Annotated in this window: 21 protein-coding genes; 17 read left to right on the top strand and 4 right to left on the bottom strand. The window is 67.0% G+C overall.

What is annotated here, in order from left to right; translation table 11 throughout:
- Window positions 1-84: 84 nt before the first annotated feature.
- Window positions 85-1,455 carry a M20/M25/M40 family metallo-hydrolase gene (locus C8C95_RS09420; RefSeq protein WP_116750214.1) on the bottom strand — a complete coding sequence of 457 codons (1,371 nt, stop codon included), beginning with the start codon at window positions 1,453-1,455 and terminating at the stop codon, window positions 85-87.
- Window positions 1,456-1,613: 158 nt separating this feature from the next.
- Here C8C95_RS09420 and C8C95_RS09415 point away from each other — a divergent pair, with 158 nt between their 5' ends.
- Window positions 1,614-2,540: a LysR family transcriptional regulator gene (locus tag C8C95_RS09415; RefSeq protein ID WP_116748404.1), complete on the top strand. Its 927-nt coding sequence runs from the start codon at window positions 1,614-1,616 to the stop codon at window positions 2,538-2,540.
- Here C8C95_RS09415 and C8C95_RS09410 read toward each other — a convergent pair.
- On the bottom strand, window positions 2,526-3,710 hold the full coding sequence (locus C8C95_RS09410; RefSeq protein ID WP_116748403.1) for an MFS transporter: 1,185 nt from the start codon (window positions 3,708-3,710) through the stop codon (window positions 2,526-2,528). The genes C8C95_RS09415 and C8C95_RS09410 overlap by 15 nt on opposite strands.
- Before the next feature lie 240 nt (window positions 3,711-3,950).
- Here C8C95_RS09410 and C8C95_RS09405 point away from each other — a divergent pair, with 240 nt between their 5' ends.
- The 14 genes from C8C95_RS09405 to C8C95_RS09340 all read left to right on the top strand — a co-directional run bounded on the left by C8C95_RS09405 (window position 3,951) and on the right by C8C95_RS09340 (window position 18,387).
- A complete protein-coding gene (locus tag C8C95_RS09405) occupies window positions 3,951-5,003 on the top strand; it encodes a peptidase U32 family protein (protein WP_207780592.1) in 1,053 nt (350 codons plus the stop codon).
- A gap of 155 nt (window positions 5,004-5,158) precedes the next feature.
- Window positions 5,159-6,121: a U32 family peptidase gene (locus C8C95_RS09400; RefSeq protein WP_116748402.1), complete on the top strand. Its 963-nt coding sequence runs from the start codon at window positions 5,159-5,161 to the stop codon at window positions 6,119-6,121.
- Between the two features lie 17 nt (window positions 6,122-6,138).
- Entirely contained in the window at window positions 6,139-6,759 is a 621-nt protein-coding gene (locus C8C95_RS09395; protein WP_056056758.1) for a hemolysin III family protein, read from the top strand.
- Between the two features lie 15 nt (window positions 6,760-6,774).
- Complete coding sequence (locus C8C95_RS09390; protein ID WP_099731704.1) at window positions 6,775-7,296, top strand: SCP2 sterol-binding domain-containing protein; 522 nt, start codon at window positions 6,775-6,777, stop codon at window positions 7,294-7,296.
- Between the two features lie 2 nt (window positions 7,297-7,298).
- Window positions 7,299-7,712, top strand: a complete 414-nt coding sequence (locus C8C95_RS09385; protein WP_110960691.1) for a putative zinc-binding protein — start codon at window positions 7,299-7,301, stop codon at window positions 7,710-7,712.
- Window positions 7,705-8,301 (top strand): UbiX family flavin prenyltransferase, encoded by a 597-nt coding sequence (locus tag C8C95_RS09380; protein WP_116748401.1) that lies wholly within the window; start codon window positions 7,705-7,707, stop codon window positions 8,299-8,301. The genes C8C95_RS09385 and C8C95_RS09380 overlap by 8 nt, the downstream gene beginning before the upstream one ends.
- Before the next feature lie 66 nt (window positions 8,302-8,367).
- Window positions 8,368-9,855 (top strand): 4-hydroxy-3-polyprenylbenzoate decarboxylase, encoded by a 1,488-nt coding sequence (ubiD, locus tag C8C95_RS09375; protein ID WP_116748400.1) that lies wholly within the window; start codon window positions 8,368-8,370, stop codon window positions 9,853-9,855.
- 164 nt (window positions 9,856-10,019) lie between these two features.
- The gene (locus C8C95_RS09370; protein WP_116748399.1) at window positions 10,020-11,654 is read left to right on the top strand and encodes a long-chain-fatty-acid--CoA ligase; all 1,635 of its coding nucleotides are present in this window, start codon (window positions 10,020-10,022) and stop codon (window positions 11,652-11,654) included.
- Window positions 11,655-11,705: 51 nt separating this feature from the next.
- On the top strand, window positions 11,706-12,965 hold the full coding sequence (locus C8C95_RS09365; protein ID WP_082564848.1) for a branched-chain amino acid ABC transporter substrate-binding protein: 1,260 nt from the start codon (window positions 11,706-11,708) through the stop codon (window positions 12,963-12,965).
- A gap of 615 nt (window positions 12,966-13,580) precedes the next feature.
- Window positions 13,581-14,060 carry a rhodanese-like domain-containing protein gene (locus C8C95_RS09360; RefSeq protein ID WP_116750212.1) on the top strand — a complete coding sequence of 160 codons (480 nt, stop codon included), beginning with the start codon at window positions 13,581-13,583 and terminating at the stop codon, window positions 14,058-14,060.
- A 65-nt stretch (window positions 14,061-14,125) separates the two neighbouring features.
- Window positions 14,126-15,058 (top strand): serine O-acetyltransferase EpsC, encoded by a 933-nt coding sequence (gene epsC / locus C8C95_RS09355; protein ID WP_116748398.1) that lies wholly within the window; start codon window positions 14,126-14,128, stop codon window positions 15,056-15,058.
- Entirely contained in the window at window positions 15,055-15,324 is a 270-nt protein-coding gene (locus C8C95_RS09350; protein ID WP_056742656.1) for a helix-turn-helix transcriptional regulator, read from the top strand. The genes epsC and C8C95_RS09350 overlap by 4 nt, the downstream gene beginning before the upstream one ends.
- A gap of 75 nt (window positions 15,325-15,399) precedes the next feature.
- A complete protein-coding gene (locus C8C95_RS09345; RefSeq protein ID WP_056742658.1) occupies window positions 15,400-16,332 on the top strand; it encodes a family 2A encapsulin nanocompartment shell protein in 933 nt (310 codons plus the stop codon).
- A 6-nt stretch (window positions 16,333-16,338) separates the two neighbouring features.
- Window positions 16,339-18,387: a family 2A encapsulin nanocompartment cargo protein cysteine desulfurase gene (locus C8C95_RS09340; protein WP_116748397.1), complete on the top strand. Its 2,049-nt coding sequence runs from the start codon at window positions 16,339-16,341 to the stop codon at window positions 18,385-18,387.
- Between the two features lie 110 nt (window positions 18,388-18,497).
- On the opposite strand, the gene C8C95_RS09335 is transcribed toward C8C95_RS09340, so the two are convergent.
- Both C8C95_RS09335 and C8C95_RS09330 read right to left on the bottom strand, forming a co-directional pair.
- Entirely contained in the window at window positions 18,498-19,310 is an 813-nt protein-coding gene (locus C8C95_RS09335; RefSeq protein WP_116748396.1) for a VOC family protein, read from the bottom strand.
- Between the two features lie 26 nt (window positions 19,311-19,336).
- A complete protein-coding gene (locus tag C8C95_RS09330; protein ID WP_116748395.1) occupies window positions 19,337-19,921 on the bottom strand; it encodes an OsmC family protein in 585 nt (194 codons plus the stop codon).
- A 324-nt stretch (window positions 19,922-20,245) separates the two neighbouring features.
- Between C8C95_RS09330 and C8C95_RS09325 the strand changes: the two genes are divergently transcribed.
- Together C8C95_RS09325 and C8C95_RS09320 are read left to right on the top strand one after the other, a co-directional pair.
- Window positions 20,246-21,904, top strand: coding sequence for a TIGR04028 family ABC transporter substrate-binding protein (locus C8C95_RS09325; RefSeq protein ID WP_243415664.1), 1,659 nt, complete (start codon window positions 20,246-20,248; stop codon window positions 21,902-21,904).
- 60 nt (window positions 21,905-21,964) lie between these two features.
- Window positions 21,965-22,906 (top strand): ABC transporter permease, encoded by a 942-nt coding sequence (locus C8C95_RS09320; protein WP_116750210.1) that lies wholly within the window; start codon window positions 21,965-21,967, stop codon window positions 22,904-22,906.

Below are 22,906 nucleotides of genomic sequence, written 5' to 3'. Positions count from 1 at the left end.
ACGGAGCCACCCATGGTACGCGCCTTGGCGGCGCCTTCGTGTCAACAATCGTGAACGGGGTGACGCCGCTGGGGTGCCGCGCCACTACTTGGTGCGGGGTGGGCGCTTGTCGAGCAGCGGCGCACTCACACCTTGTACCCCCACCAGCCCCAGCACCGTGACCAGCGAGGTCTGGGCGCCCTTCCAGGCATCCGTCAGGTCGATCCATTCGGACAGCGCGTGGAACCCGCCCGTCTTGCCGCCGCCCCCGATCACGATGGCGGGGATGCCCAGCGCCATGGGCACGTTGGCATCGGTGCTGGCACCGGCCAGCACCGTCCTGCGGCCAAAGGCGGTGTTGGCGCGCACGGCGGCCTCCACGATCAACGCGTCGGCGGCGGTGCGGCCACCGGGCCGGTCGCCGATGAGCTTGGTCGACGCGCTCAGGGTGTTTACGCCCCAGCGTGCGTTCTCTTCGGTCACGGCGCTGTCCACGGCGGCCAACACCTGCTTTTCGGTGGCCAGCAGCGGGGCCATTTCGTCGGAGCGGATGTCCACCGCCATGCGCGCATCGGGCGCGATGGTGTTGACGGACGTGCCGCCGCCCACCGTGCCCACGGTGAAGGTGGTCTTGGGGCTCTTGGGCGTGCGGATCTCGGCGATCTTGGCAATGGCGCGGCCCATGCCGTGGATGGCGCTGGGCACCTCGCCGAACGCGGCGAAGCTGTGGCCGCCCGGGCCTTTGAAGGTCACCTCGTGGCGGTGGCTGCCCGTGCCCAGCACCAGCACCGTGCCGTCGGGCGCGGGCTCCAGCGCCACCATGCCGTCGATGTCCAGGTGCTCCTTGAACAAATGCTTCATGCCGCGCAGGTTGCCCAGCTCTTCCTCGCCCACATTGCCCACAAACACCAGGTCGCCCACGGTGGCGATCTTCTGGTCGTTCAGCACCTTGAGCCACGACAACAGCACGGCCAGGCCGCGCGTGTTGTCGGAGATGCCGGGCGCATACAGCTTGCCGTCGCGCTCCTTCACCTTCACGTCGGTGCCGGAGGGGAACACGGTGTCCAGGTGGGCCGAGATGACCAGCTTGGGCCCGTTGCCCGTGCCCTTGCGCACCCCCACCACATTGCCTTCGGCATCGATGGCGGCATTGGTCAGGCCCAGGGCCTGGAGCCGGGCCAGGAAGGCTTCGGCACGCTTTTGTTCCTTGAACGGCGGCGCCTCGATCTCGGTGAGCATGCGCAGGTCTTCGGTGGCGCGGTCGTGGTCGGCCTTCACGGCGTCGAGCAGCTGCAGGATCTGGGGCGCGGCCATGAGCTGGCCGTAGGCCTTGTCCACGGCGGGACGCAGCGTGGTGGGCGTGGGCGCCACGGCGCCGAACTGCGCATGGGCGGCACCGGGCAGCAAGCCGGCGCAGGCGAGGGCCATGGCACCCGCAAGGGCTGTGGCACGGAAGGTATGGAGAGGGAGAGTCATGGTGATCCAGCGAAACACGAACACAAACGGAAGGAGTGACCGGCCTGTCCAGCCATCGTGGATGGAGCCGCGGTCCGGCATGCAGTGCCATGCAATTGTTGGACCGAACTCGGCCCCCGGGCTCTGCTTTAATCTGCCCAGCCGACAGTTTTTCTTACATGCGCAAACACATCCCCAGCACCCGTGCCCTGCTTGTTTTTGATGCTGTGGCGCGCCACCACGGCGTGAGCAAGGCCGCCGAAGAACTCTGCCTCACCCACAGCGCCGTGAGCCAGCAGCTGCGTCTGCTGGAGGGCCAGCTGGGCCTGCAGCTGGTGCAGCGTGGCGCGCGCGGCTCCACCCTCACCGACGTGGGCCGCCGCTACCACGCGCAGATCGTGGGCGACCTGCTGCGGCTGCAGAACCACACGCTCGAAGCCATGGCCCAGCGGCCCGATGGCGCGCGTCTGCTGGTGGGTTGCGTGCCGGTGTTTGCCGAGCGCTGGCTGCTGCCCCGTCTGCCGGCCTTCCTTGCACAGCACAAAGGCTGCAGCCTGCACCTGCAGGTGTACCCCACGCAGATCTACATGGCGGAGATACCGTTCGACGTGGCCGTGCAGTACGACGACGCGGCCTGGCCCGGCGTGGTCCCCGCGCCCCTGATGCCCGAGGTTTGCGTGGCCGTGTGTGCACCGCAGTCGCGCCACCGGCGTGCGACAGAGCGCGGCGACTTCCGGGCCGTGCCGCTGTTGCAGCTCAGCTCCCGCCTAGGGGCGTGGGACGACTGGCTGGCCCATGCGGGCATCACGCGCATCCCCGGCCACACGTTGGGAGGCCACCGCTTTGATCTGTTTTCGATGCTGGTGGAGGCGGTGCGCGCCGATCTGGGTATTGGCCTGGTGCCCCGGTATTTTGTGGAGCGCGAACTGCAATCGGGCGAGTTGGTGCTGGCCCACCCGCACCACGACAGCGGTGCGCGGGGCTACAGCCTCTTTGTGGCGCCGGGGCGCCTGGAATACCCTGCGGTGGCGGCCTTTGCACAGTGGCTGCGCACCACGGCGCGGGCAGAAGGCGCTGCGGTAGGCCGGTCTTCAGGCGCCGCTTGAAACACGCTGGCGCTGCAGACCCAGCCAGGCCAGCGCCAGCCCCGTCACCACAATGGGCACCAGCGAACCGGCGTTCAGCAGCGTCCAGCCCTGTGTGGTGACCAGCACGCCCGACGAGAACGCGCTCAGCGCCAGCGTGGCGTACACACAGAAGTTGATGGCCGCCTGTGCGCGGTCCTTCTCCTCCGGTCGGTAGGCCGTCATGGCCAGCGTGGTGGAGCCGGTGAACAGGAAGTTCCAGCCCACGCCCAGGAAGAACAGCGCAATGCCAAAGTGGTGCAGCTCCACGCCCATCAGCGCCACCGCCACACACGCTAGGTTGAGCAACACCCCCGTGCCCATGATGGGCAACACACCAAACCGCTTGATCAGGTGGCCGGTGACAAAGCCGGGCGCGAACATGCCGATCACATGCCATTCCAGCACCAGTGCCGAGGCATCAAAGTCAAAGCCACACACCTGCATGGCCAGCGGCGTGGCCGCCATCAGCAGGTTCATCACCCCATAGCCCAACGCGGCACCCACAATGGCCACGATGAAGGCAGGCTGGCGCATCAGTACAGAAAGGGGGCGCCCTGGCTCGCGTTGGCCCGCAGCGTTGAGCACCACGGGTTGCATTTCGAACCGGATGGCTGTCATGCACAGCATGGACAACAGTGCCACGCCGATGAGCGCGATATAGGCGCCCGCAAACGGCACCGGGAACAGCGTGCGCGTGGCGCTGGCCAGGTTGGGACCTGCCACGGCGCCCAGCAGGCCACCGGCCAGCACCAGCGACACGGCCTTTTCGCGGTAGTCCGGCTTGGCCAGTTCGGCGGCCGCAAAACGGTACAGGCCACCGTTGGCGCTGTAGTAGCCCGCCACCACCGTGGCCGTGCACAGCAGCCAGAAGCTGGCGCTGAACGCGGCCCAGGCACACAGCGCGGCCGACACGACGGCCACGGCCAGCCCGATCTGGAACGACACCTTGCGGCCCCAGCGCATTTGCGTCCTGGCCACCAGGGGCGTGGACAGCGCACCGCCCACCACATAGCCCATCACCGGCAGCGTGGCCATCCAGCCAAAGGGCGCGAGCTGCAGCCCCACCAGCCCGTTGATGGCGATGAAGACGACGTTGTTGGTCAGGAAAAGGCCTTGGCACAGGGCCAGCAACCACAGGTTCTTGTTCACGGCAGAGGGCGCCTTTTGGCGTCTTTATGAAATGGATGTCCCACGCAGGGCACTGGATGCAAGTCAAGGCCGGTGGGCGGTGTGGAACGCCGGGAAGGCTGGAGCACATCAAAACCCGACTGCTTTGCTCCGGCATTGTGCACTGCCGTTGATGAAGATCAGCGGATGCGCCGAGAGCCCCCCGTATGGTGGCGCCCAGTGCTGTGGCTCCCCACCGGGGCCAGCGTTTGAATGTTTGTGATGGATCCCTTGAAATCGACGGCCGCCGCCTTGCCCGGGGCGGCTGGCCCTGCCATGGAACTGGTTTGCCCCGCGGGCAGCCTGCCCGCCCTGAAGGCCGCTGTGGACCACGGCGCCAACTGTGTCTACCTGGGCTTGCGCGACGCCACCAACGCGCGCAACTTTGCGGGCCTCAACTTCGACGAGGCGGCCATTGCCCAGGGCATTGGCCATGCGCATGCGCGCGGCTGCAAGGTCTTCATGGCACTCAACACCTACCCGCAGGCCGCCAACCCGGGGCCCTGGCGCAGCGCCCTGGACAAGGCGGTGGACCTGGGCGTGGACGCCGTCATCCTGGCCGACCCCGGCCTCATGCAATACGCGGTGCAGCACCACCCCCGGCTGCGGTTGCACCTGTCGGTGCAGGGCTCGGCCACCAACTACGAGGCCATCAACTTCTACCGCGAGCAGTTCGGCATCGTGCGCGCCGTGCTCCCGCGTGTGCTGTCGATGGAGCAGGTGCGCCAGGTCATCGACCGCACGCCGGTCGAGATCGAAGTCTTCGGTTTTGGCAGCCTGTGCGTGATGGTCGAGGGGCGCTGTGCGCTGTCGTCGTACGCGACGGGCGAATCGCCCAACACGCACGGCGTGTGTTCGCCCCCGAAGGCCGTGCGCTGGGTGGAGACCCCGCAGGGCCGCGAGTCGCGCCTGAACGGCGTGCTCATCGACCGCTACGCGCCCGGCGAGAACGCGGGCTACCCCACGCTGTGCAAAGGCCGCTTCGACGTGGGGGATGACGAGAACTACTACGCCATCGAAGAGCCCACCAGCCTCAACACGCTGGAGTTGCTGCCCCAGCTGCTCAAGATGGGTGTGCGCGCGATCAAGATCGAAGGCCGGCAGCGCAGCCCCGCCTATGTGGCGCAGGTCACCCAGGTCTGGCGCGAGGCCATGGACCAGTGCCTGGCCTACCCGCACCGCTATGCGCCCAAGACGCGCTGGATGGCCAGCCTGGACCAGGTGGCAGAAGGCCAGCAGCACACGCTAGGCGCCTACCACCGCCCCTGGAAATGATGAGCGACTCACAAACCTCTTCTGGCGTCGTTGCCGCGTCTTGTCGTACTGGCCGTACTGCCTGCGACGCAGCGCCTAGCCAGAACCGCTTCGCTGAGGTTTGTGAGCCGCTACTAGCGTCTGGATCCCACGATCAAACCCCCGGAGACCGCCCCATGAAACTCTCTCTCGGCCCGCTGCTGTACTACTGGCCCCGCGACACCGTGTTCGCGTTCTACGAGGCCATGGCCGCCACGCCCGTGGATGTGGTGTACCTGGGAGAGACGGTGTGCTCGCGCCGCCATGAGCTGCGCCTGGCCGATTGGCTGGCGCTGGCGCGCATGCTGCGGGACGCGGGCAAGGAGGCGGTCTTGTCCAGCCAGGTGCTCATCGAGTCCAGCGCCGACGTGGGCGTGATGCACAAGATCACGGGCAATGGCGAGTTTCTGGTCGAGGCCAATGACATGGGGGCCGTGAGCTGCCTTGCGCGTGCACCCGCCGGGCCGCAGGCCTTTGTGGCCGGACCGCACCTGAACCTGTACAACGCGCCCTCGTTGCAATGGATGGCGCAACGGGGCGCCACGCGCTGGGTGATGCCGCTGGAGATGTCGCAGGACGCGCTCGCTGCTGTGCTGGCGCAGCGGCCCGCAGGCATCGAGACCGAGGTGTTTGCCTACGGCCGCATGCCCCTGGCCTATTCGGCGCGCTGCTTCACCGCCCGCCACCGCAACCTGCCCAAGGACGACTGCCAGTTCAGCTGCCTGCAACACGCCGACGGCCTGCCGCTGCGCACGCGCGAGGGCGAGGGCTTTCTGGTGCTCAACGGCACACAAACGCAATCGGCGCGCGTCTACAACCTGGCCAACGAGCTGGCGGCGATGCAGGCCCAGGGCGTGGACGTGGTGCGGCTGAGCCCGCAGGCGCAGCACATGGCGCAGGTGATCGCCGCGTTTGACGAAGCCCGCCGCGCAGTGCTTGCGCAAGAGACTGCTGAAAAGACCCCCGACTTTGTGGAGCGCATGCAGCCCTTCATGCCCGATCTGCCCTGCAATGGCTACTGGTTCGGGCGCCCGGGGCTGGAGCAGGGGATGCACGGCGCGGCGGGCGGTGCAGCCGCTCAGCCCTCCATGCACCCGTAACCACAAGGCAGATCACCATGTACCCCGGAGAACGTTTCAACAGCATCAGCCACCTGGTGGGTGCCCTGCTCGCCACGGCAGGCACGGCCGTGCTCATCACCCTCGCGGCACGCCTGGGCGACCCGTGGAAGGTGGTGGCGTTCAGCATCTACGGCGCCATGCTGGTGGCGCTGTACGCGGCCTCCACCGCGTACCACAGCGTGCGCCGGCGCACCATCAAGGCCGTGCTTCAAAAGCTGGACCACTGCAGCATCTATCTGCTGATTGCGGGCAGCTACACGCCGTTTGCGCTGGTGTCGCTGCGCGGCGCCTGGGGTTGGTCGCTGCTGGGCGTGGTGTGGGGGCTGGCCCTGCTGGGCATTGCGCAAGAGATCTGGTGGGCACGGGGTGCACGCGTGCTGTCGCTGGTCATCTATGTGCTCATGGGCTGGCTGGCGCTGGTGGCCGTGGTGCCGCTGTGGCAGGCGCTCACGCCAGCCGGGTTTGCCTGGCTGCTGGCGGGCGGTGCCTGCTACACGCTGGGCATCGTCTTTTATGCGCTGGACCACCGCGTGCGCCACGGCCACGGGCTGTGGCACCTGTTTGTGCTGGGCGGCAGCGTCTGCCACTTTTTCACCGTGTTTTTCTACGTGGCCTGAGGGCCCTTCTGTCTCATGGCGGCTTCTCCCCTTCCTTTCCCCCTGGTCGTTCCTGCGCCCGTGGGCGCTGTGCTGGCGCGCCTGCCCGCCTACCCTGGCTCGCAGCTGCTGGTAACCGCGCTCAACCTGGCGCTGGCGCGGCACCTGCCTGCGGACGTGGGCCAGGTGCTGCTGCACAAGAAGATGCGGGTGCAGGTGCGCGATGCGCGCGTGGCGTTCGACTTTGCCTGGACAGGCCAGCGCTTCGCCCCCCATGCACCGCTGGTGCCGCCGCAGGTGGCCGATGTCACGCTGAGCGCTACGGCCCATGATTTTTTGCTGCTGGCCCAGCGCCAGCAAGACCCCGACACGCTGTTCTTCAGCCGCCGTCTGTCGATGGAGGGCGACACCGAGCTGGGCCTGGTGGTGAAGAACGCGCTCGATGCGATCGAGCTGCCCGTGCTGGACCCGCGCCAGTGGGTCCACAAGCTGGCGCCGCGCCAGGTGCTGGGCCACCTGCGCCGCCGCCTGGACCCGACACCACGCAACGGAGGGTGAGCATGACCACCGACACCCATCCCCAGAACCACCCCTTGGTCTATTCCTGCTCCGGCTGCTCCAGCGCCGCGCAGCTGGCCAACCACGTGGCGCTGCAGCTCGACCGGCGCGGCGTGGCCGAGATGTCGTGCATCGCGGGGGTGGGCGGCGACGTGCCGCACCTGATGAAGACCGTGCGCTCGGGCCGGCCCATCATCGCGCTCGACGGCTGCCCGCTGGTCTGCGTCAAAAGCACGCTCGCGCGCCACGGCATCGCAGCCGACCGGCATTACCAGCTGCAGCAATACGGCGTGAAAAAACGCGCGCACGAAGACTTTGACCCCGTGCAGGCCACGCTGGTGTTGGAGCAGGTGGAGGCCGACCAGCGGGCCCAGCCCCTGCGGCGCCCTTCTGTGGTGGAGCCCTCGCATGGCTGATGCTGCCCACACCCGCCGCATCATCGTCGCGATCTCGGGCGCCAGCGGCGCCGTGTACGGCGCGCGCCTGCTGCAGGTGCTGCAAGGCCAAAGCGGCATCGAGACCCACCTGGTCGTCTCCGACGCCGGCTGGCGCAACCTGCAGCACGAGCTGGACATGGACCGCCCTGCCGTCGAGGCCCTGGCCCACCGCGTGCACGACGTGGCCAACGTGGGCGCGGCCATCGCCAGCGGCTCGTTCCAGTGCCATGCCATGGTGGTCGCGCCCTGCTCCATGCGCACGCTGGCTGCCATAGCGCATGGGCTGGCTGACAACCTGCTCACGCGCGCGGCCGACGTGGCCCTCAAGGAGCGCCGCCGACTGGTGCTGATGGTGCGCGAGTCGCCCCTGCACCTCACGCACCTGCGCAACATGGTGTCCGTGACCGAGATGGGCGGCATCATCTGTCCGCCGCTGCCCGCCTTCTACCTGCGCCCGCAGACCGTGGGCGAGGTGGTGGACTACAGCGTGGCGCGCGTGCTCGACCTCATGGATGTGCCGCACGCCCTGGCGCCCCGGTGGCAGGGTCTGGAGCTGAATGCTCCTTAATTTATAGCTGCTAGGGCAATCAATACCTGCGCTACCAGCCGATTTCATTCAAATCCTGAACCTGACATGGCCTACAGCGACCTGCGCGACTTCATGGCCCAGCTCGAAGCGACGGGCGACCTGCGCCGTGTGGCGGAGCCCGTCTCGCCCCACCTGGAGATGACTGCGCTCAGCGACCGCGTGCTGCGCGCAGGCGGCCCGGCGCTGCTGTTCACCCAGCCCACGGGGCACCGCATGCCGGTGCTGACCAACCTGTTCGGCACACCCGAGCGCGTGACCCGCGCCATGGGCGTGCCCGACCTGCACGGCGTGCGCGCCCTGGGCGAACTGCTGGCCACCCTCAAGGAGCCCGAGGCGCCCAAGGGCTTCAAGGACATGCTGGGCATGGGCCAGCTGCTCAAGACCCTGTGGAACATGGCGCCGCACACCGTGGCGCGCGGCGCACCCAGCCAGCAGGAGGTGTGGGAAGGGCCCGATGTCGACCTGGCCCGCCTGCCCGTGCAGCACTGCTGGCCCGGCGACGTGGCCCCGCTCATCACCTGGGGTCTGACCATCACGCGCGGCCCGCGCAAGGCCCGGCAGAACCTGGGCATCTACCGCCAGCAGGTGCTCTCGCGCAACCAGGTCATCGTGCGCTGGCTGGCCCACCGGGGCGGCGCGCTCGACTTTGCCGACCACTGCGCCCAGCACCCCGGCCAGCCCTACCCCGTGGCCGTGGCGCTGGGGGCTGACCCGGCCACGCTGCTGGGCGCCGTCACGCCCGTGCCCGACAGCTTGAGCGAGTACCAGTTTGCGGGCCTGCTGCGCGGTGCGCGCACCGAGGTCACGCCCGCGCTGGGCGTGCCGTTGCAAGTGCCCGCCACCGCCGAGATCGTGCTCGAAGGCCACATCCAGCCCGATGCCAACCACGCGAGCGGCTGGCAGCACGCGCTGGAGGGTCCGTATGGCGACCACACCGGCTACTACAACGAATGCGCCGAGTTCCCCGTGCTCACCGTGGACCGCATCACGCTGCGCAAGGACGCGATCTACCACAGCACCTACACCGGCAAGCCGCCCGACGAACCCGCCGTGCTGGGCCTGGCGATGAACGAGCTGTTCATCCCGCTGTTGCAAAAGCAGTTCCCCGAGATCGTGGACTTCTACCTGCCGCCCGAGGGGTGTAGCTACCGCATGGCCGTGGTCAGCATCCGCAAGGCCTACGCGGGCCACGCGCGGCGCGTGATGATGGGCGTGTGGAGCCACCTGCGCCAGTTCATGTACACCAAGTTCATCGTGGTGGTGGATGCGGATGTGGACGTGCGCGATTGGAAGGAAGTGATCTGGGCCATCACCACCCGCATGGACCCAGCGCGCGACACGCTGCTGGTGGAGCACACCCCCATTGACTACCTGGACTTTGCCTCACCTGTCAGCGGCCTGGGCAGCAAGATGGGGATGGATGCCACGAACAAGTGGCCGGGGGAGACCCAGCGCGAATGGGGCCGCCCCATGGCCATGGACGCCGCCGTGCAGGCGCGCGTGGACGGGCTTTTCACAGCGCTGGGCCTGTGACCCGTCCGTGCACCACGGCGGTGCTGTGCGCTCCAGTCACGTAGAAGACAAGCACGCCCCGCGTTGTTTGCGACGATGCGCCAGCCCCGGCAAAGAGGGCTCTGCACCGGCATCCCACGGATGCCGCGATGCAGCACCGCGCACACCTCAAGGAGACGACAGCAATGCAGCAGCCCGGCAGCATGATGGATCGGCCGTTACTGGTCTCGGCCATCCTCGAGCACGGTGAGAACCAGTACGGCGACCAGCAGATCGTCTCGCGCGACACCAATGGCAGCCTGCACCGCTACCGCTTTGCCGACATGGCCCGGCGCGCCCGGCAGCTGGCCAACGCTCTGCAGGCGCTGGGCCTGCGCCCTGGCAGCGTGGTGGGGTCGCTGGCCTGGAACAACCACCGCCACCTGGAGGCGTACTACGCCGTGTCCGGCAGCGGCATGGTCATACACACCTGCAACCCGCGCCTGCACCCCGAGCAGCTGGCCTACATCGTCAACCACGCCGACGACGAGGTGGTGCTGTTTGACACTACCTTCGCACCGCTGGTGCGCGCCATTGCGGCGTCGTGCCCCCGCGTACGGCACTGGGTGGCGCTGTGTGATGCGGACACGCTGGGCACCATCGACCTGCAAGGGGTGCCCGGGGTCGAGGCCTACGAGACACTGGTGGCCGGCCAGCATGACCGCTTTGAGTGGCCCGAATGTGATGAAAAGACCGGCGCAGCGCTGTGCTACACCTCGGGCACCACCGGCAACCCCAAGGGCGTGCTGTATTCGCACCGGGCGCTGGCGCTCAGTGCCCTGTCGGCCTGCATGCCGGGCGTGCTGAGCATCAGCGCGCGGGAGACCATCCTGCCCGTGGTGCCCATGTTCCACATCAACGCCTGGTGCCTGCCCTATGCGGCCCTGATTGGCGGGGCCAAGCTGGTGCTGCCCGGCCCGCGCCTGGACGCCGCCAGCCTGTACGAGCTGATGGAGACCGAGCGCGTCACCGTCAGCGCGGGTGTTCCCACCATCTGGATGGGCCTGATCCAGCATGTGGAGCAGCACCAGCTGCGGTTCACCACCATGCGCCGCACGGGCGTGGGCGGATCGGCCATGCCCAAGGCGCTGATCGCCAAGTTCAACGACCTGTACGACGTGGAGGTGCGCCACGGCTGGGGCATGACCGAGACCACGGCGATTGCCACCATGAGCGTGCTGGGCGCGGCCGATGCCGAACTGCCGCCCGAGGAGCGCCACGCGCTGGTCGCCAAGCAGGGCAAGTCGGTGTTCGGCATCGAGCTCAAGCTGGTGGACGAAAACGGCGCCAGCCTGCCGCGCGACGGCGTGGCGCAGGGCGAGCTGATGGTGCGCGGCCAGTGGATCGTGGACCGGTACCACAAGGCCGAGCGTTCGGCGCTGGCCGATGGCTGGTTCCCCACCGGCGACATCGCCACCATCAGCCCCCAGGGCGTGGTGCAGATTCGCGACCGCACCAAGGACGTGATCAAGTCGGGCGGCGAGTGGATCAGCTCCATCGATCTGGAGAACGCCGCCGTGGCCCACCCGGCGGTGGCCATGGCCGCTGTCATCGGCGTCAAGCACCCCAAGTGGGACGAACGCCCGCTGCTCTTCATCGTGCGCAAGCCCGGCCAGTCGCTCGACAAGGCGCAGATCCTGGACTTCCTCGCAGAGCGTGTTGCCAAGTGGTGGCTGCCCGACGAAGTGCTGTTTGTCGAAAGCCTGCCGCTGGGCGGCACCGGCAAGGTCCAGAAAAACGAGCTGCGGCAACGCCATGGCTCGGTGTTCGGCGGCGATTGACATCGCCCCGCATTGACGCAGTTCCTACCCACCCACCCCACGGAGACACACATGAACATGGTTCCCAGGAAATGGCCTCATCAATGGCTCAAGGCCGGCGCATGCGCCGCAGCGCTGGTGATGGCTGCGCACGCCGGGGCGGCCGAGACGGTGAAGATCGGCTTCATCGACCTGCTGTCCGGCCCGTTCGCGCTCACCGGCCAAAGCTCGCTCAACCAGCTGCGCGAGGTGGTGGCGCAGGTCAACGCCAAGGCCGGGCCCAACGAGCCCAAGTTCGAGGTGATGGACTTTGACAACAAGGGCACGCCGCAGGAGAGCCTGAACGCGCTCAAGGCTGCCACTGACCGGGGCGTGCGCTACATCACCCAGGGTGGTGGCTCGGGCGTGGCGCTGGCGCTGGTGGATGCGCTCAACAAGCTCGCCGAGCGCGACCCCGAGCGCGCGACCGTGTACCTCAACTACGCCGCCATGGACCCGCAGCTTACCAACGAGCGCTGCAGCTTCTGGCACTTTCGCTTCTATCCGTCGAGCGAGATGAAGATGGAAGCGCTGACCACCTACCTGCAAGGCCGCAAGGACGTGAAGCGCGTGTACCTGCTCAACCAGGACTACACCCACGGCCGCCAGGTCTCCAAGGCTGCCAAGGAATACCTGGCGCGCAAGCGGCCTGACATCGAGGTTGTGGGCGATGACTTCATCCCCATCGCCCAGACGCGCGACTTCGCCTCGTACGTGGCCAAGATTGCCGCCACCAAGGCCGACACTGTCATCACCTCCAACTGGGGCAGCGACCTCACACTGCTGTTCAAGTCCTCGCGCGACTATGGCCTGAACATCAACTACTTCACGCTCAATGCCAACAACCCCGGCACGCCCGCGCAGATCGGGCCCTGGGGCGAAGGCAAGGTCGGGGTGATCTGGAACTGGGTGCACAACGCCCCCACCCCCGAGCTCGAAAAGATCTACGTGGACTACAAGAAGAAGACCGGTGAAGACTTTGTGTTTGCCGCCCACTGGAACAGCGTGCACATGCTGCGCGAAGCCATGCGCAAGGCCCAGTCCACCGACGCCAAGAAGGTGGCCCTGGCCCTGGAAGGCATGACCTACAAGAGCCCCATGGGCGAGGTACGCATGCGCAAGACCGACCACCAGCTTGAAGCCCCGCTGTACCTGGGCATCTGGGCCAAGCAGGGCAGCAAGGGCGTGAAGTACGACGCGGAGAAAACCGGCTACGGCTTCCGCTCCGAAGTGGCCTGGGACAACTACATCAGCGCCCAGCCGACGTCCTGCCAGATGAAGCGGCCGTCCTGAGCGCCCTGCCATCTCTGCGCCTGCACGCCACGCACTGTGCGTGGCTGCTGCAGGCGCAAACGCTTTCCTCAAGGGCACGCTCGTTGCGGAGCCTTGCCATCGGCGCGGCATCGGTCCGCAGCGCAAACGGCCGTGCATCTGGATAAGCCACCTTTAACTGCTGGCGCAAGCCGGTGATTCTTTGACTGGCGTGGCCGGCATCGGCCCCGCTCTTTCTCGCTTGTGAGCGGGGCGTGCGCACGACCCACGCTCGCGGGTTCTGTGCGTGATCGCATCCACGCGCCAGCCCAGGCCCCCAGTCCGCAGCTCTCATTGACGGGCACCCCACACCTCCAACACCCCTTGCCCTGCACGCCCTGGTGGGGCGTGCGCCGCCTCGGCGCGTTGGCTCCCCTGGCTCCGTGCGGGAGGCGCAAGCCCCATGCAGGCGAGCCCTTGCTCCGCAGGGCGCGCGGCACGCCTGGTCTCCTTCTTTTGGTCTTTGCATCTCCCGTCAGATGATTTGGTTGTAAAGAAAACGATTTTTATTCGTTTGGTTTTGGCTGACCACGGCATAGATTGGTGGCTATCCCCATCCAAAACCGCTTTACCCGCACGTTCCAGGAGACCCTGTCCATGTCCGCCGATGCCCTTGAGATCACCTTGCCCGAAGCCCTGGAGGCTGCCCGCGCAGATGCCGCTGCCCAGGGGCTGAACTACGCCGGTGGCGTGCGCCCGCCCGTAGCGTGGGCGCTGGTGCAATCGGGCCAGGCCGTGCTGGTGGACGTGCGTTCGGCCGAAGAGCGCAAGTTTGTGGGCCATGTGCCCGGCAGCCAGCATGTGGCCTGGGCGACGGGCACGGCGCTCACGCGCAACCCGCGTTTTGTGCGCGAGCTGGAGGCCCGGCTGGCCAAGGACGGTGGCAAAGACGCCGTGGCGCTGCTGCTGTGCCGCAGCGGCAAGCGTTCGGTGCTGGCGGCCGAGGCAGCCGCAGCAGCGGGGTTCCGCCATGTGTTCAACGTGCTCGAAGGCTTCGAAGGCGAGCTCGATGCCCAACAGCACCGCGGCGGTGGCGATGGATGGCGCTTTCACAACCTGCCATGGGTGCAGGACTGAAGAGCGGCGCGCGGACCTCCCGAACTTTGCAGACTGGATGAACCGGTTCGACCGGTGTGAAACCCATGGCCCTTTTTGACATTGAACAGATCGCGCAGTCGTTGAGCGCGGCCCGGCGCGAGTGGCGCGATGCGCACAACCGCTTGCAGGATGCAGGCGAGCGCGAGTTTCCCTCACGCGACGCGCTGGCCCAGGTGGTGCACCAGCTCAAGGGCGCGCTTTTTCCCATGCGGCTGGGCCCTTACGACCTGCGCCAGGAGAGCGAAGACTTCTACGTCGCCCACACGCTGGACAGCGCCTTGCATGCACTGCATGTACAGATCGGTCTGGAGCTGCGCTACAGCGCCCGCCGCCAGGCGCTGGACGGATCGGATGCGGAAGCCCAGGCACGCCAGTCGGCCCAGGCGTTTGCGCAGTCGCTGCCCGCCATCCGCCGCCTGCTCGACAGCGATGTGCTGGCGGCCTACCAGGGCGACCCGGCGGCCCGCAGTGTGGACGAAGTGCTGCTGTGCTACCCCGGCATCCTGGCCATGATCCACCACCGCCTGGCACATCGGCTGTACCAGCTGGGCTTGCCTCTGCTGGCGCGCATCGTGGCCGAGCTGGCGCACAGCGAAACCGGCATTGACATCCACCCCGGCGCGCAGATTGGAGCGGGATTTTTCATCGACCACGGCACGGGTGTGGTGATTGGCGAGACCGCCGTCATCGGCCAGCGCGTGCGGGTCTACCAGGCGGTCACGCTGGGCGCCAAGCGTTTTCCCACCGATGCCGAAGGCCACCTGCAAAAGGGCTTGCCGCGCCACCCGGTGGTGGAAGACGACGTGGTGATCTATGCAGGGGCCACCATCCTGGGCCGCGTCACGCTGGGCCGGGGCGCCGTCATCGGCGGCAACGTCTGGCTCACGCACGACGTGCCGGCCGGCGGCAATGTCACCCAGGCCAGCTCACTGGAGTCGGGCCGTTTTGCCTCCGTGCTGGCGGGGGCTGCGCTATGAGCACGCTGGTCCAGGGTTTTGGGATCGCAGTGCGCCAGTCGCGCGAGGCCCGGGGCTGGTCGCAGGAGCGCCTGGCCGAACACTCCGACCTCAACCGCTCCTATGTGGGCGAGATCGAGCGGGGCAGCGTGATTGCCTCGCTGGCCACCGTCGAGAAGCTGGCCGGTGCGCTGGGCGTGGCGGCTTCGGGCCTGGTGGTGCGGGGCGAGGCTGTTCAGCGTGCCCAGCTGGTGCGTGGCATCGAGTTGGCGGCTATAGCCTGTTGAGGCGGCCCACCCTGCCACGGGACACTGCGCCCATTCCATTTTCCATCACTGATTTTTACCCCAGGGAGTTTCACTATGTCGGCAACAGTGGGCGGCACGACCGCACTCGGCGATAGCGCCGCACGGCAACTAGCCAATGCAACCAAGACCGTTCCTCAGCTGGAGACCATCAGTCCCCGCTGGCTGACCCACCTGCTGCAGTGGGTGCCGGTGGAGGCGGGCATCTACCGCCTCAACAAGGTCAAGAACCCTGAAGCCATCAAGGTGGCGTGCACCGCCAAGGAGTCGGAGAACCAGCTCCCACGCACCTTTGTGGACTATGAAGAAAACCCCCGCGAGTACCACCTGAATGCCGTGAGCACCGTGCTTGACGTGCACACCCGCGTGTCGGACCTGTACAGCAGCCCGCACGACCAGATCAAGGAACAGCTGCGCCTGACGATCGAGACGATCAAGGAAAACCAGGAAAGCGAACTCATCAACCACCCCGACTACGGCCTGCTGGCGCAGGTGACGGAAGAGCAGCGCATCTTCCCGCTTACCGGTGCCCCCACGCCGGACGACCTGGACGAGCTGCTGACCAAGGTCTGGAAAGAGCCCGCGTTTTTCCTGGCGCACCCGCTGGCCATTGCCGCTTTCGGGCGCGAAGCCACCCGCCGTGGCACACCACCACCCACAGTGAGCCTGTTCGGCTCGCAGTTCATCACCTGGCGCGGCATTCCGCTGATCCCTTCGGACAAGGTGCCCGTGGCCGATGGCAAGAGCAAGATCCTGCTGCTGCGCGTGGGCGACAAGCGCCAGGGTGTGGTGGGCCTGTTTCAGCCGGGCCTGCCGGGCGAGCAGGGCCCCGGCCTGTCGGTGCGTTTCATGGGCATCAACAACCACGCGATCGCGTCTTACCTGATCTCGCTGTACTGCTCGCTGGCGGTGCTGACCAGCGACGCGCTGGCGGTGCTGGATGACGTCGAGGTCAACAAGTACCACGACTACCCCGACACCTACAAGTAATCTGCGGTGAGCAACATCCCTTCCACCTCAGCGGGCGTGCCCGACGCACCCGAGGCGCCGATCAGCCCGGCGCTGCTGGCACAGATGGCCACGGCGTTTTTCTCGGCCCGGCCGGGCGAGACGCCGCAGCTGCCCTCCAGCACCCCCTCCACATCACCGGCCACAGTCCCGAGCTTTGCCCAGGCATCGCCCGGCCCGGCCGGTGTGCAGGCGCCGGTCAATATCGCGCCTGCGGGCTCGCCGCTGGCCAGCCCGGCGGGCTTTGGGCCCAGCGTGCCGGGCACACCGTTCCCGCAAGGGCAGGTGCCGGGCGCCAACGTGGTGCCGGGCTCGCCCACGCCCGTGTTGTCGCTGGCGAACCGCGCACCCGCCCTGCTGCCCCACGCCACCGCCGCCAACGGCGTGCCCGACACCGTGGTCACTGCCGTGCCGGGCTATGAGCCCCGCTTTGGCAGTGGCTTGCTGGGTGTGCCCGAGGCGGCGGGTGCCAGCGGTGCATCTGCTGGCAACCACCCTGCAGCGGGTGTATCGCCGTTCTACTTCCTGTCACCGCAGCACGGGCAGCCATCGCCGGGTGGCCACAGCGGCACGCCAGGCAATGCGCTGGGCCCCACGCGTGTCAACGACGAGCTGGCCCGCCAGCCGTTTGCCAACCTGCAAGGGGTGGACCTGCGCGGCACACCAGCGCCCTCGTCCGCATCTTTGGCGCAGGCGTCTCCTGGCACTGCCCCGCAGTTCTACTTTGCCGATGCGGTGGTGTTGCCCAGCGGCTATGTCACCCCGGCCAAGCCCGCGCCGCACGCCACGGTGCCGCTGGCGGGGCAGGGGCAGCATCCGCCGTTCGACGTGCATGCCATCCGCCGCGACTTTCCCGTCCTCTCCGAGCGCGTGAATGGCCGGCAGCTGGTGTGGTTCGACAACGCGGCCACCACGCACAAGCCCCGGGCGGTCATCGACCGCATCAGCTACTTTTACGAGCACGAAAACTCGAACATCCACCGCGCCGCCCATGAGCTGGCTGCACGTGCCACGGACGCCTACGAAGGCGCCCGCCAGCGCGTGAAGAACTTCATCAACGCGCCCGATGTGAACGAGGTGATTTTTGTGCGTGGCACCACCGAGGCCATCAACCTCGTGGCCAAGAGCTGGGGCGCGCAACACATTGGCGAGGGCGACGAGATCATCGTCAGCCACCTGGAGCACCACGCCAACATCGTGCCCTGGCAGCAGCTTGCGGCGGCCAAGGGCGCCACGCTGCGCGTGATCCCGGTGGACGACTCGGGCCAGGTGCTGCTGGATGAATACCAGAAGCTCCTGAACGACCGCACCAAGATCGTGTCCGTCACGCAGGTGTCGAACGCGCTCGGCACAGTGGTGCCCGTGAAAGAGATCGTGGCCCTGGCGCACCGCGCAGGGGCCAAGGCGCTGGTCGATGGCGCGCAGTCCATCTCGCACATGCGGGTGGACGTGCAGGACATCGGTGCCGACTTCTTCGTGTTCTCGGGCCACAAGGTGTTCGGGCCCACCGGCATTGGCGTGGTCTGGGGCAAGCGCGAGGTGCTGGAAGACATGCCACCCTGGCAGGGCGGCGGCAACATGATTGCCGACGTGACCTTCGAGAAGACGGTGTTCCAGCCCATCCCCAACAAGTTCGAGGCCGGCACCGGCAACATCGCCGACGCCGTGGGCCTGGGGGCCGCCATCGACTACGTGAACCGCGTGGGCATCGAGAACATTGCGCAGTACGAGCATGATCTGCTGGTGTATGGCATGCAGCAGCTGGGCGCCATTCCAGGTGTCCGCCTGATCGGCACGGCGGCGCACAAGGCCAGCGTGATGTCCTTCGTTCTCGCGGGCTACACCACGGAAGAGGTCGGCAAGGCGCTCAACCAGGAGGGCATTGCGGTGCGCACGGGCCACCACTGCGCGCAGCCCATCCTGCGCCGCTTTGGCGTGGAGACCACGGTGCGGCCGTCGCTGGCGTTCTACAACACGTTTGACGAAATCGACTGCCTCACGACCGTGGTACGCAGGCTGGCGGCGCAACGGCGATAGCCAGCGCACACCGGCTGCACTGTCAGCCGGGTGGCGATCAAAAAAGGGGAAGTGGGTGTTGTGCCCACTTCCCCTTTTTTATGTCGTGGCAGTGCGTGGATCAGCCGCTATCAGGCCACCGCCAACTCAATGGCTGCTCCGTGGGTCTGGTCCAGTCCCCATGCCGGGGCAGTCTGTGCTGCAGGCGAGCTGGTGCCCAGTACCACGGAAAACGGCCCGGGGCCACGCGTGGCAAGCTGCTGCGCTCCGGCTGCGTGCGGCGCAGCACTTTGGGTTGGCTGCGTCAGTACCAGCGTGGTGGTGCCCAGGGCTATGGTGGCTACCCGCGCGCCGGCGCCAGGCAGCACCAACGGCGTGCCAATGTGTGCCGCCTGTGTCTCGCCCAGCAAGGCGCGGTAGCGGGCCAGGCTGGCATCGAGGTCTTCCACCGCAATCGACAGGCTGAGCACGCCGCGTACGCCGTTGGGGTGCACGCGGGCGTCGCCCTCGGGCACACGCAGCGCGCGAGGCGTGAGGTCTCCGCACAGAAACGGCAGATCGGCCGACGGCGGGCGGGCTGTTTGCCATTGCAGGCGCTCGCCATCGGGTCGCAGGCGGCCTCCGTCGTGCGGGCCGCTGTAGGCCAGGCCCCGGGCCTGTGCGTTGCTCACGGTGGCCGCAGTCCCAGGCGGCAGCAGCGCAAAGTCCACGATGCCGTCCCCAAGCTGGTTCAGCAGTTCCCACCAGCGGTCGCCGGGCGAAGGGGAACGCCAGGCGATGAGTTCAAAGTACGCGCCATCGGCCAACACGACCAGCGCGTTGTAGGTGGGCCGGCCCGGGTGCTCGCCACCCTGCAGCACGTTAAAGCCAAGGGCGCGGTAGTCGGTGATGGTCTGCTCCAGATCCTTCACCGCGATCACGATGTGGTCGAGTGTCAATGCCATGGGGTTTCTTGTTGCTTTCGTCGAGTTCAGGCCGCCACGGCCTCTGTGCTGGCGCGTAGGGGTGCGGAGGCAACGGAGTTCACCAGCTTCACTTCGGCGCGAATGTTCTGCGGGTTGCGCAGCAGGTTGAGGATGGGGCAGGTCTGCTCGACCGCCAGAAACAGCGCGTCGATGTCGGCCCGGCTGGCGGGCGATTCGATATGCACCGTGTAGGCAATGTGGTGCGGCCAGATGGGCGTGGCCTCGTGCCCAGGCTTGCCGCCGCGCGGGTCGATCACACCGCTGACCTCCACCTCCAGGCTCGTCAAAGGCACCTGGCGCAAGGCCGCCTGGATCAGGAAGATGTGTGTCACGCAGCTGCCCAGCACGCCCAGTTGCAACTCGGGCGAGCTGGGTCCCAGGTTGTAGCCCGCGAAGTCGGGCGGGCTGTCGCTGATGACCTGGTGGTCGCGGATGCGGATGCGGCGCACGCCGCTGCGGCCCTCGGCGCTCACGCGCGCCTGCAGGGCGGCCGGTTGTGCAGTGCCTGCGTCGATGGCGGCATTGCGCGCGAGCACGGCGGCACGCTTTTCAGCCAGGTAGTCGTTGAGGTGGCTATTCGAATGGGGCATGGATGTTCTTTCCAACGCCTTCCGCGCCCGGACATCGGGCGTGAGTAAAGCGGCGTCGCACATGCATTGTTCGGGGCCACACCCGCGCTGGAAACAAACAAAACTGCGCTCGCATATGCGGGTTTCAGATATGCCTGGCGGGGCTGCGTTCTGCGGCCTGCTTCGTCGTTTTCCGAATATGCATGCTACGTAATAGGTGCACGTTTGGATGGTGCGTCGATAGCATGCATACACATGAATCGGTCCACTTTGGGGCTGGTGTTTCATGGTCTGTCAATGCCGGTCCGGCGACGAGGTACGAACGTGTTTTCTCTGAAGAAATCAATGGGATGGAGGGTGTGGGGTGCGTCTGCGCTGGCGCTGGGCGTGCTGGTGGCGGGCTGCTCCAAGCAGGCCAGCGAGCCAGCCGCTTCCACCGGTGCCGCCACCGACCAACCCGTGCAGGGCGGCACGCTGGTGTACCTGGAGCAGCAGGCGCACACCAACCTTTACCCACCGGCGGGTGGCTTCTATCCGAACGGCGGCATCCTCAACCAGATCACCGACAAGCTCACCTACCAGGACCCCAAGACGCTGGAGATCCAGCCCTGGATCGCCGAGTCGTGGGAGGTCAACCCTACCGCCACCGAGTACACCTTCAAGCTGAAGAAAGGCGTGACCTTCTCGGACGGCACCCCGCTGGATGCCGTCGCCGTGGCCAGGAACTACGACACCTACGGTCTGGGCAACAAGGAGCTCAAGCTGCCCGTGTCCGAAGTCATCAACAACTACGAGCGCAGTGAGGTGGTGGACCCGCTCACCGTCAAGTTCTACTTCAAGAAGCCATCGCCCGGCTTCCTGCAGGGCACGTCCGTCATCGGCTCGGGCCTGGTGTCGCTGGCCACGCTGGCACGGCCGTTTGAAGAGCTGGGCGATGCGACCAAGATCATCGGCTCCGGCCCCTTTGTAGTGACGGCCGAGACGCTGGGCAAGGAGCTCACGCTCACCGCCCGCAAGGACTACGCATGGGGCCCCGCCAAGCACGCCCACCAGGGCCGTGCGCGCCTCGACGAGATCAAGCTCATCGTCACGCCCGAGGACAGCGTGCGCATCGGTGCGCTGCTGTCGGGCCAGGCGGGCTTCATCCGCCAGGTGCAGGCCTATGACGAAAAGCGCGTGCTCGACCAGAAGTTCGCCATCTACGCGCCCTCCACGCGCGGCGTGAACAACAGCGTGGTCTTTCGCCCGGACAACGCGCTGGTGGCTGATGTGAAGGTGCGCCAGGCGCTGCTGCATGCCACCAACACGAAGGAGATCGTGCACACCCTGTTCTCGGCCAACTACCCGCAGGCCACATCGGTCATCGCGTCCACGGCCCTGGGCTATGTGAACCTGTCGGCCAAGCTGGGTTACGACGAGGCCAAGGCCAAACAATTGCTGGATGACGCCGGCTGGAAACTCAATGCCAACGGCCTGCGCGAGAAGGACGGCAAGGAGCTGGTGCTGGCCGCGTACGAGTCGCTGCCGCAGCCACAGAACAAAGAAACCCTGCAGCTCGTGGCCCAGCAGTGGGCCAAGGTGGGCGTCAAGCTCAACGTGCTGGCGGGCGACTCTGGCAGCCGCACCGTGGACAGCCTCGATCCTGAAAAGACCCCTGTCGCCCCCGGCATGGTGGGCCGCGCCGACCCCGACGTGATCAAGAGCAACTACTACCCCACCAACCGCAACGTGCTGCTGCAAAAGGGTGGGGTGAGCAGCAAGGTCAAGTCGTTCGAAGACACGAAGCTCAACGGCTTGCTCGAAGCCATTGCTGCCGAGACCGATCCGGCCAAGCGGCTCGCGTTCACGGCCGACGTGCAGAACTACCTGATCGACCAGGCCTATGTGATCCCGGTGTTCGAAGAGCCGCAGGCCTTTGCGGGTGCGCCTTCGGTGAAGGGTGTGGAGTTTGAGGCAGTGGGCCGCCCCAGCTTCTACGGCACTTGGGTCGCTGCAAAACACTGACCTTTTGACGGCGCCAGTTTCGCAGGCCCAGCGCCCTTTGCAGCACAAGGAATGATCGATATGTTCATCAAGTACCTCGCCAACCGCACCGGGCAGGCCCTGCTGGTGCTGTGGGCCGCCTTCACGGCGTCGTTCGTGCTGCTCCAGCTGTTGCCGGGTGATGCGATCTTGATCAAGTTCCTGAACCCCGAGCTGGGCCTGGGCCCGCAGGAGATCGCCGACATCCGCGCGGCCTATGGGGCCGACACGTCGGTGTGGCAGCAGTACCAACACACGCTGCTGGGCTTCCTCAGTGGCAACTTCGGTTACTCGGTACAGGCGGGCGTGCCGGTGAGCCAGGGGCTGGCCACCAACCTGCCGCCCACGCTGCGCCTGGCGGGGCTGGGTTCTGCGGCGGCGTTGTTGCTGGCGGTGTTGCTGGCCTTTGCCTCGCAGCTCACGCGCTGGGGCTGGCTGCGCTCGGCGCTGCAGTCGCTGCCTTCGCTGTTCATCTCGGTGCCGGTGTTCTGGCTGGGGATCATGCTGATCCAAGTGGTGTCGTTCCGCCTGGGTTGGATTCCGGTGATTAACCCCGGCAAGTGGCAGGGCCTGGTGCTGCCCACCCTCACGCTGGCCATCCCCATCGCCGCGCCGCTGGCGCAGATATTGATCCGCAACATCGACGAGGTACTCACCCAGCCTTTCGTGGCCGTGGCGCGCGCCAAGGGCGCCACACGCCAGTGGGTGTTGTGGAAACACGTGGCGCGCAACGCGGTGCTGCCCACGCTGACGATTGCGGGCGTGCTGTTTGGCGAGCTGCTGGCTGGGGCCGTGGTGACCGAGGCAGTGTTCGGCCTCAACGGCCTGGGCAGTCTCACGCAGCAGGCCGTGGGCAACCAGGACACCGCTGTGCTGCAGGCGGTGGTGGTGGTCTCGGCCACGGCCTTCGTGTTCATCAACCTGGTGGTGGACCTGCTCTACCCCGTGTTCGACCCCCGCCTGCGTTCGCGCCTGGGCACCTGA

It is taken from the genome of Acidovorax sp. 99, assembly GCF_003096455.1.
GTDB lineage: Bacteria > Pseudomonadota > Gammaproteobacteria > Burkholderiales > Burkholderiaceae_C > Acidovorax > Acidovorax delafieldii.
Note: the sequence above shows the minus strand (reverse complement) of the source record. Positions and strands in the feature narration are given on the sequence as shown.

Coding starts and splice junctions, on each gene's coding strand:
- C8C95_RS09420 (WP_116750214.1), bottom strand. CDS start 1,455: ATGACTCTCCCTCTCCATACCTTCCGTGCCACAGCCCTTGCGGGTGCC.
- C8C95_RS09415 (WP_116748404.1), top strand. CDS start 1,614: ATGCGCAAACACATCCCCAGCACCCGTGCCCTGCTTGTTTTTGATGCT.
- C8C95_RS09405 (WP_207780592.1), top strand. CDS start 3,951: ATGGATCCCTTGAAATCGACGGCCGCCGCCTTGCCCGGGGCGGCTGGC.
- C8C95_RS09400 (WP_116748402.1), top strand. CDS start 5,159: ATGAAACTCTCTCTCGGCCCGCTGCTGTACTACTGGCCCCGCGACACC.
- C8C95_RS09395 (WP_056056758.1), top strand. CDS start 6,139: ATGTACCCCGGAGAACGTTTCAACAGCATCAGCCACCTGGTGGGTGCC.
- C8C95_RS09390 (WP_099731704.1), top strand. CDS start 6,775: ATGGCGGCTTCTCCCCTTCCTTTCCCCCTGGTCGTTCCTGCGCCCGTG.
- C8C95_RS09385 (WP_110960691.1), top strand. CDS start 7,299: ATGACCACCGACACCCATCCCCAGAACCACCCCTTGGTCTATTCCTGC.
- C8C95_RS09380 (WP_116748401.1), top strand. CDS start 7,705: ATGGCTGATGCTGCCCACACCCGCCGCATCATCGTCGCGATCTCGGGC.
- ubiD (WP_116748400.1), top strand. CDS start 8,368: ATGGCCTACAGCGACCTGCGCGACTTCATGGCCCAGCTCGAAGCGACG.
- C8C95_RS09370 (WP_116748399.1), top strand. CDS start 10,020: ATGCAGCAGCCCGGCAGCATGATGGATCGGCCGTTACTGGTCTCGGCC.
- C8C95_RS09365 (WP_082564848.1), top strand. CDS start 11,706: ATGAACATGGTTCCCAGGAAATGGCCTCATCAATGGCTCAAGGCCGGC.
- C8C95_RS09360 (WP_116750212.1), top strand. CDS start 13,581: ATGTCCGCCGATGCCCTTGAGATCACCTTGCCCGAAGCCCTGGAGGCT.
- epsC (WP_116748398.1), top strand. CDS start 14,126: ATGGCCCTTTTTGACATTGAACAGATCGCGCAGTCGTTGAGCGCGGCC.
- C8C95_RS09350 (WP_056742656.1), top strand. CDS start 15,055: ATGAGCACGCTGGTCCAGGGTTTTGGGATCGCAGTGCGCCAGTCGCGC.
- C8C95_RS09345 (WP_056742658.1), top strand. CDS start 15,400: ATGTCGGCAACAGTGGGCGGCACGACCGCACTCGGCGATAGCGCCGCA.
- C8C95_RS09335 (WP_116748396.1), bottom strand. CDS start 19,310: ATGGCATTGACACTCGACCACATCGTGATCGCGGTGAAGGATCTGGAG.
- C8C95_RS09330 (WP_116748395.1), bottom strand. CDS start 19,921: ATGCCCCATTCGAATAGCCACCTCAACGACTACCTGGCTGAAAAGCGT.
- C8C95_RS09325 (WP_243415664.1), top strand. CDS start 20,246: ATGGGATGGAGGGTGTGGGGTGCGTCTGCGCTGGCGCTGGGCGTGCTG.
- C8C95_RS09320 (WP_116750210.1), top strand. CDS start 21,965: ATGTTCATCAAGTACCTCGCCAACCGCACCGGGCAGGCCCTGCTGGTG.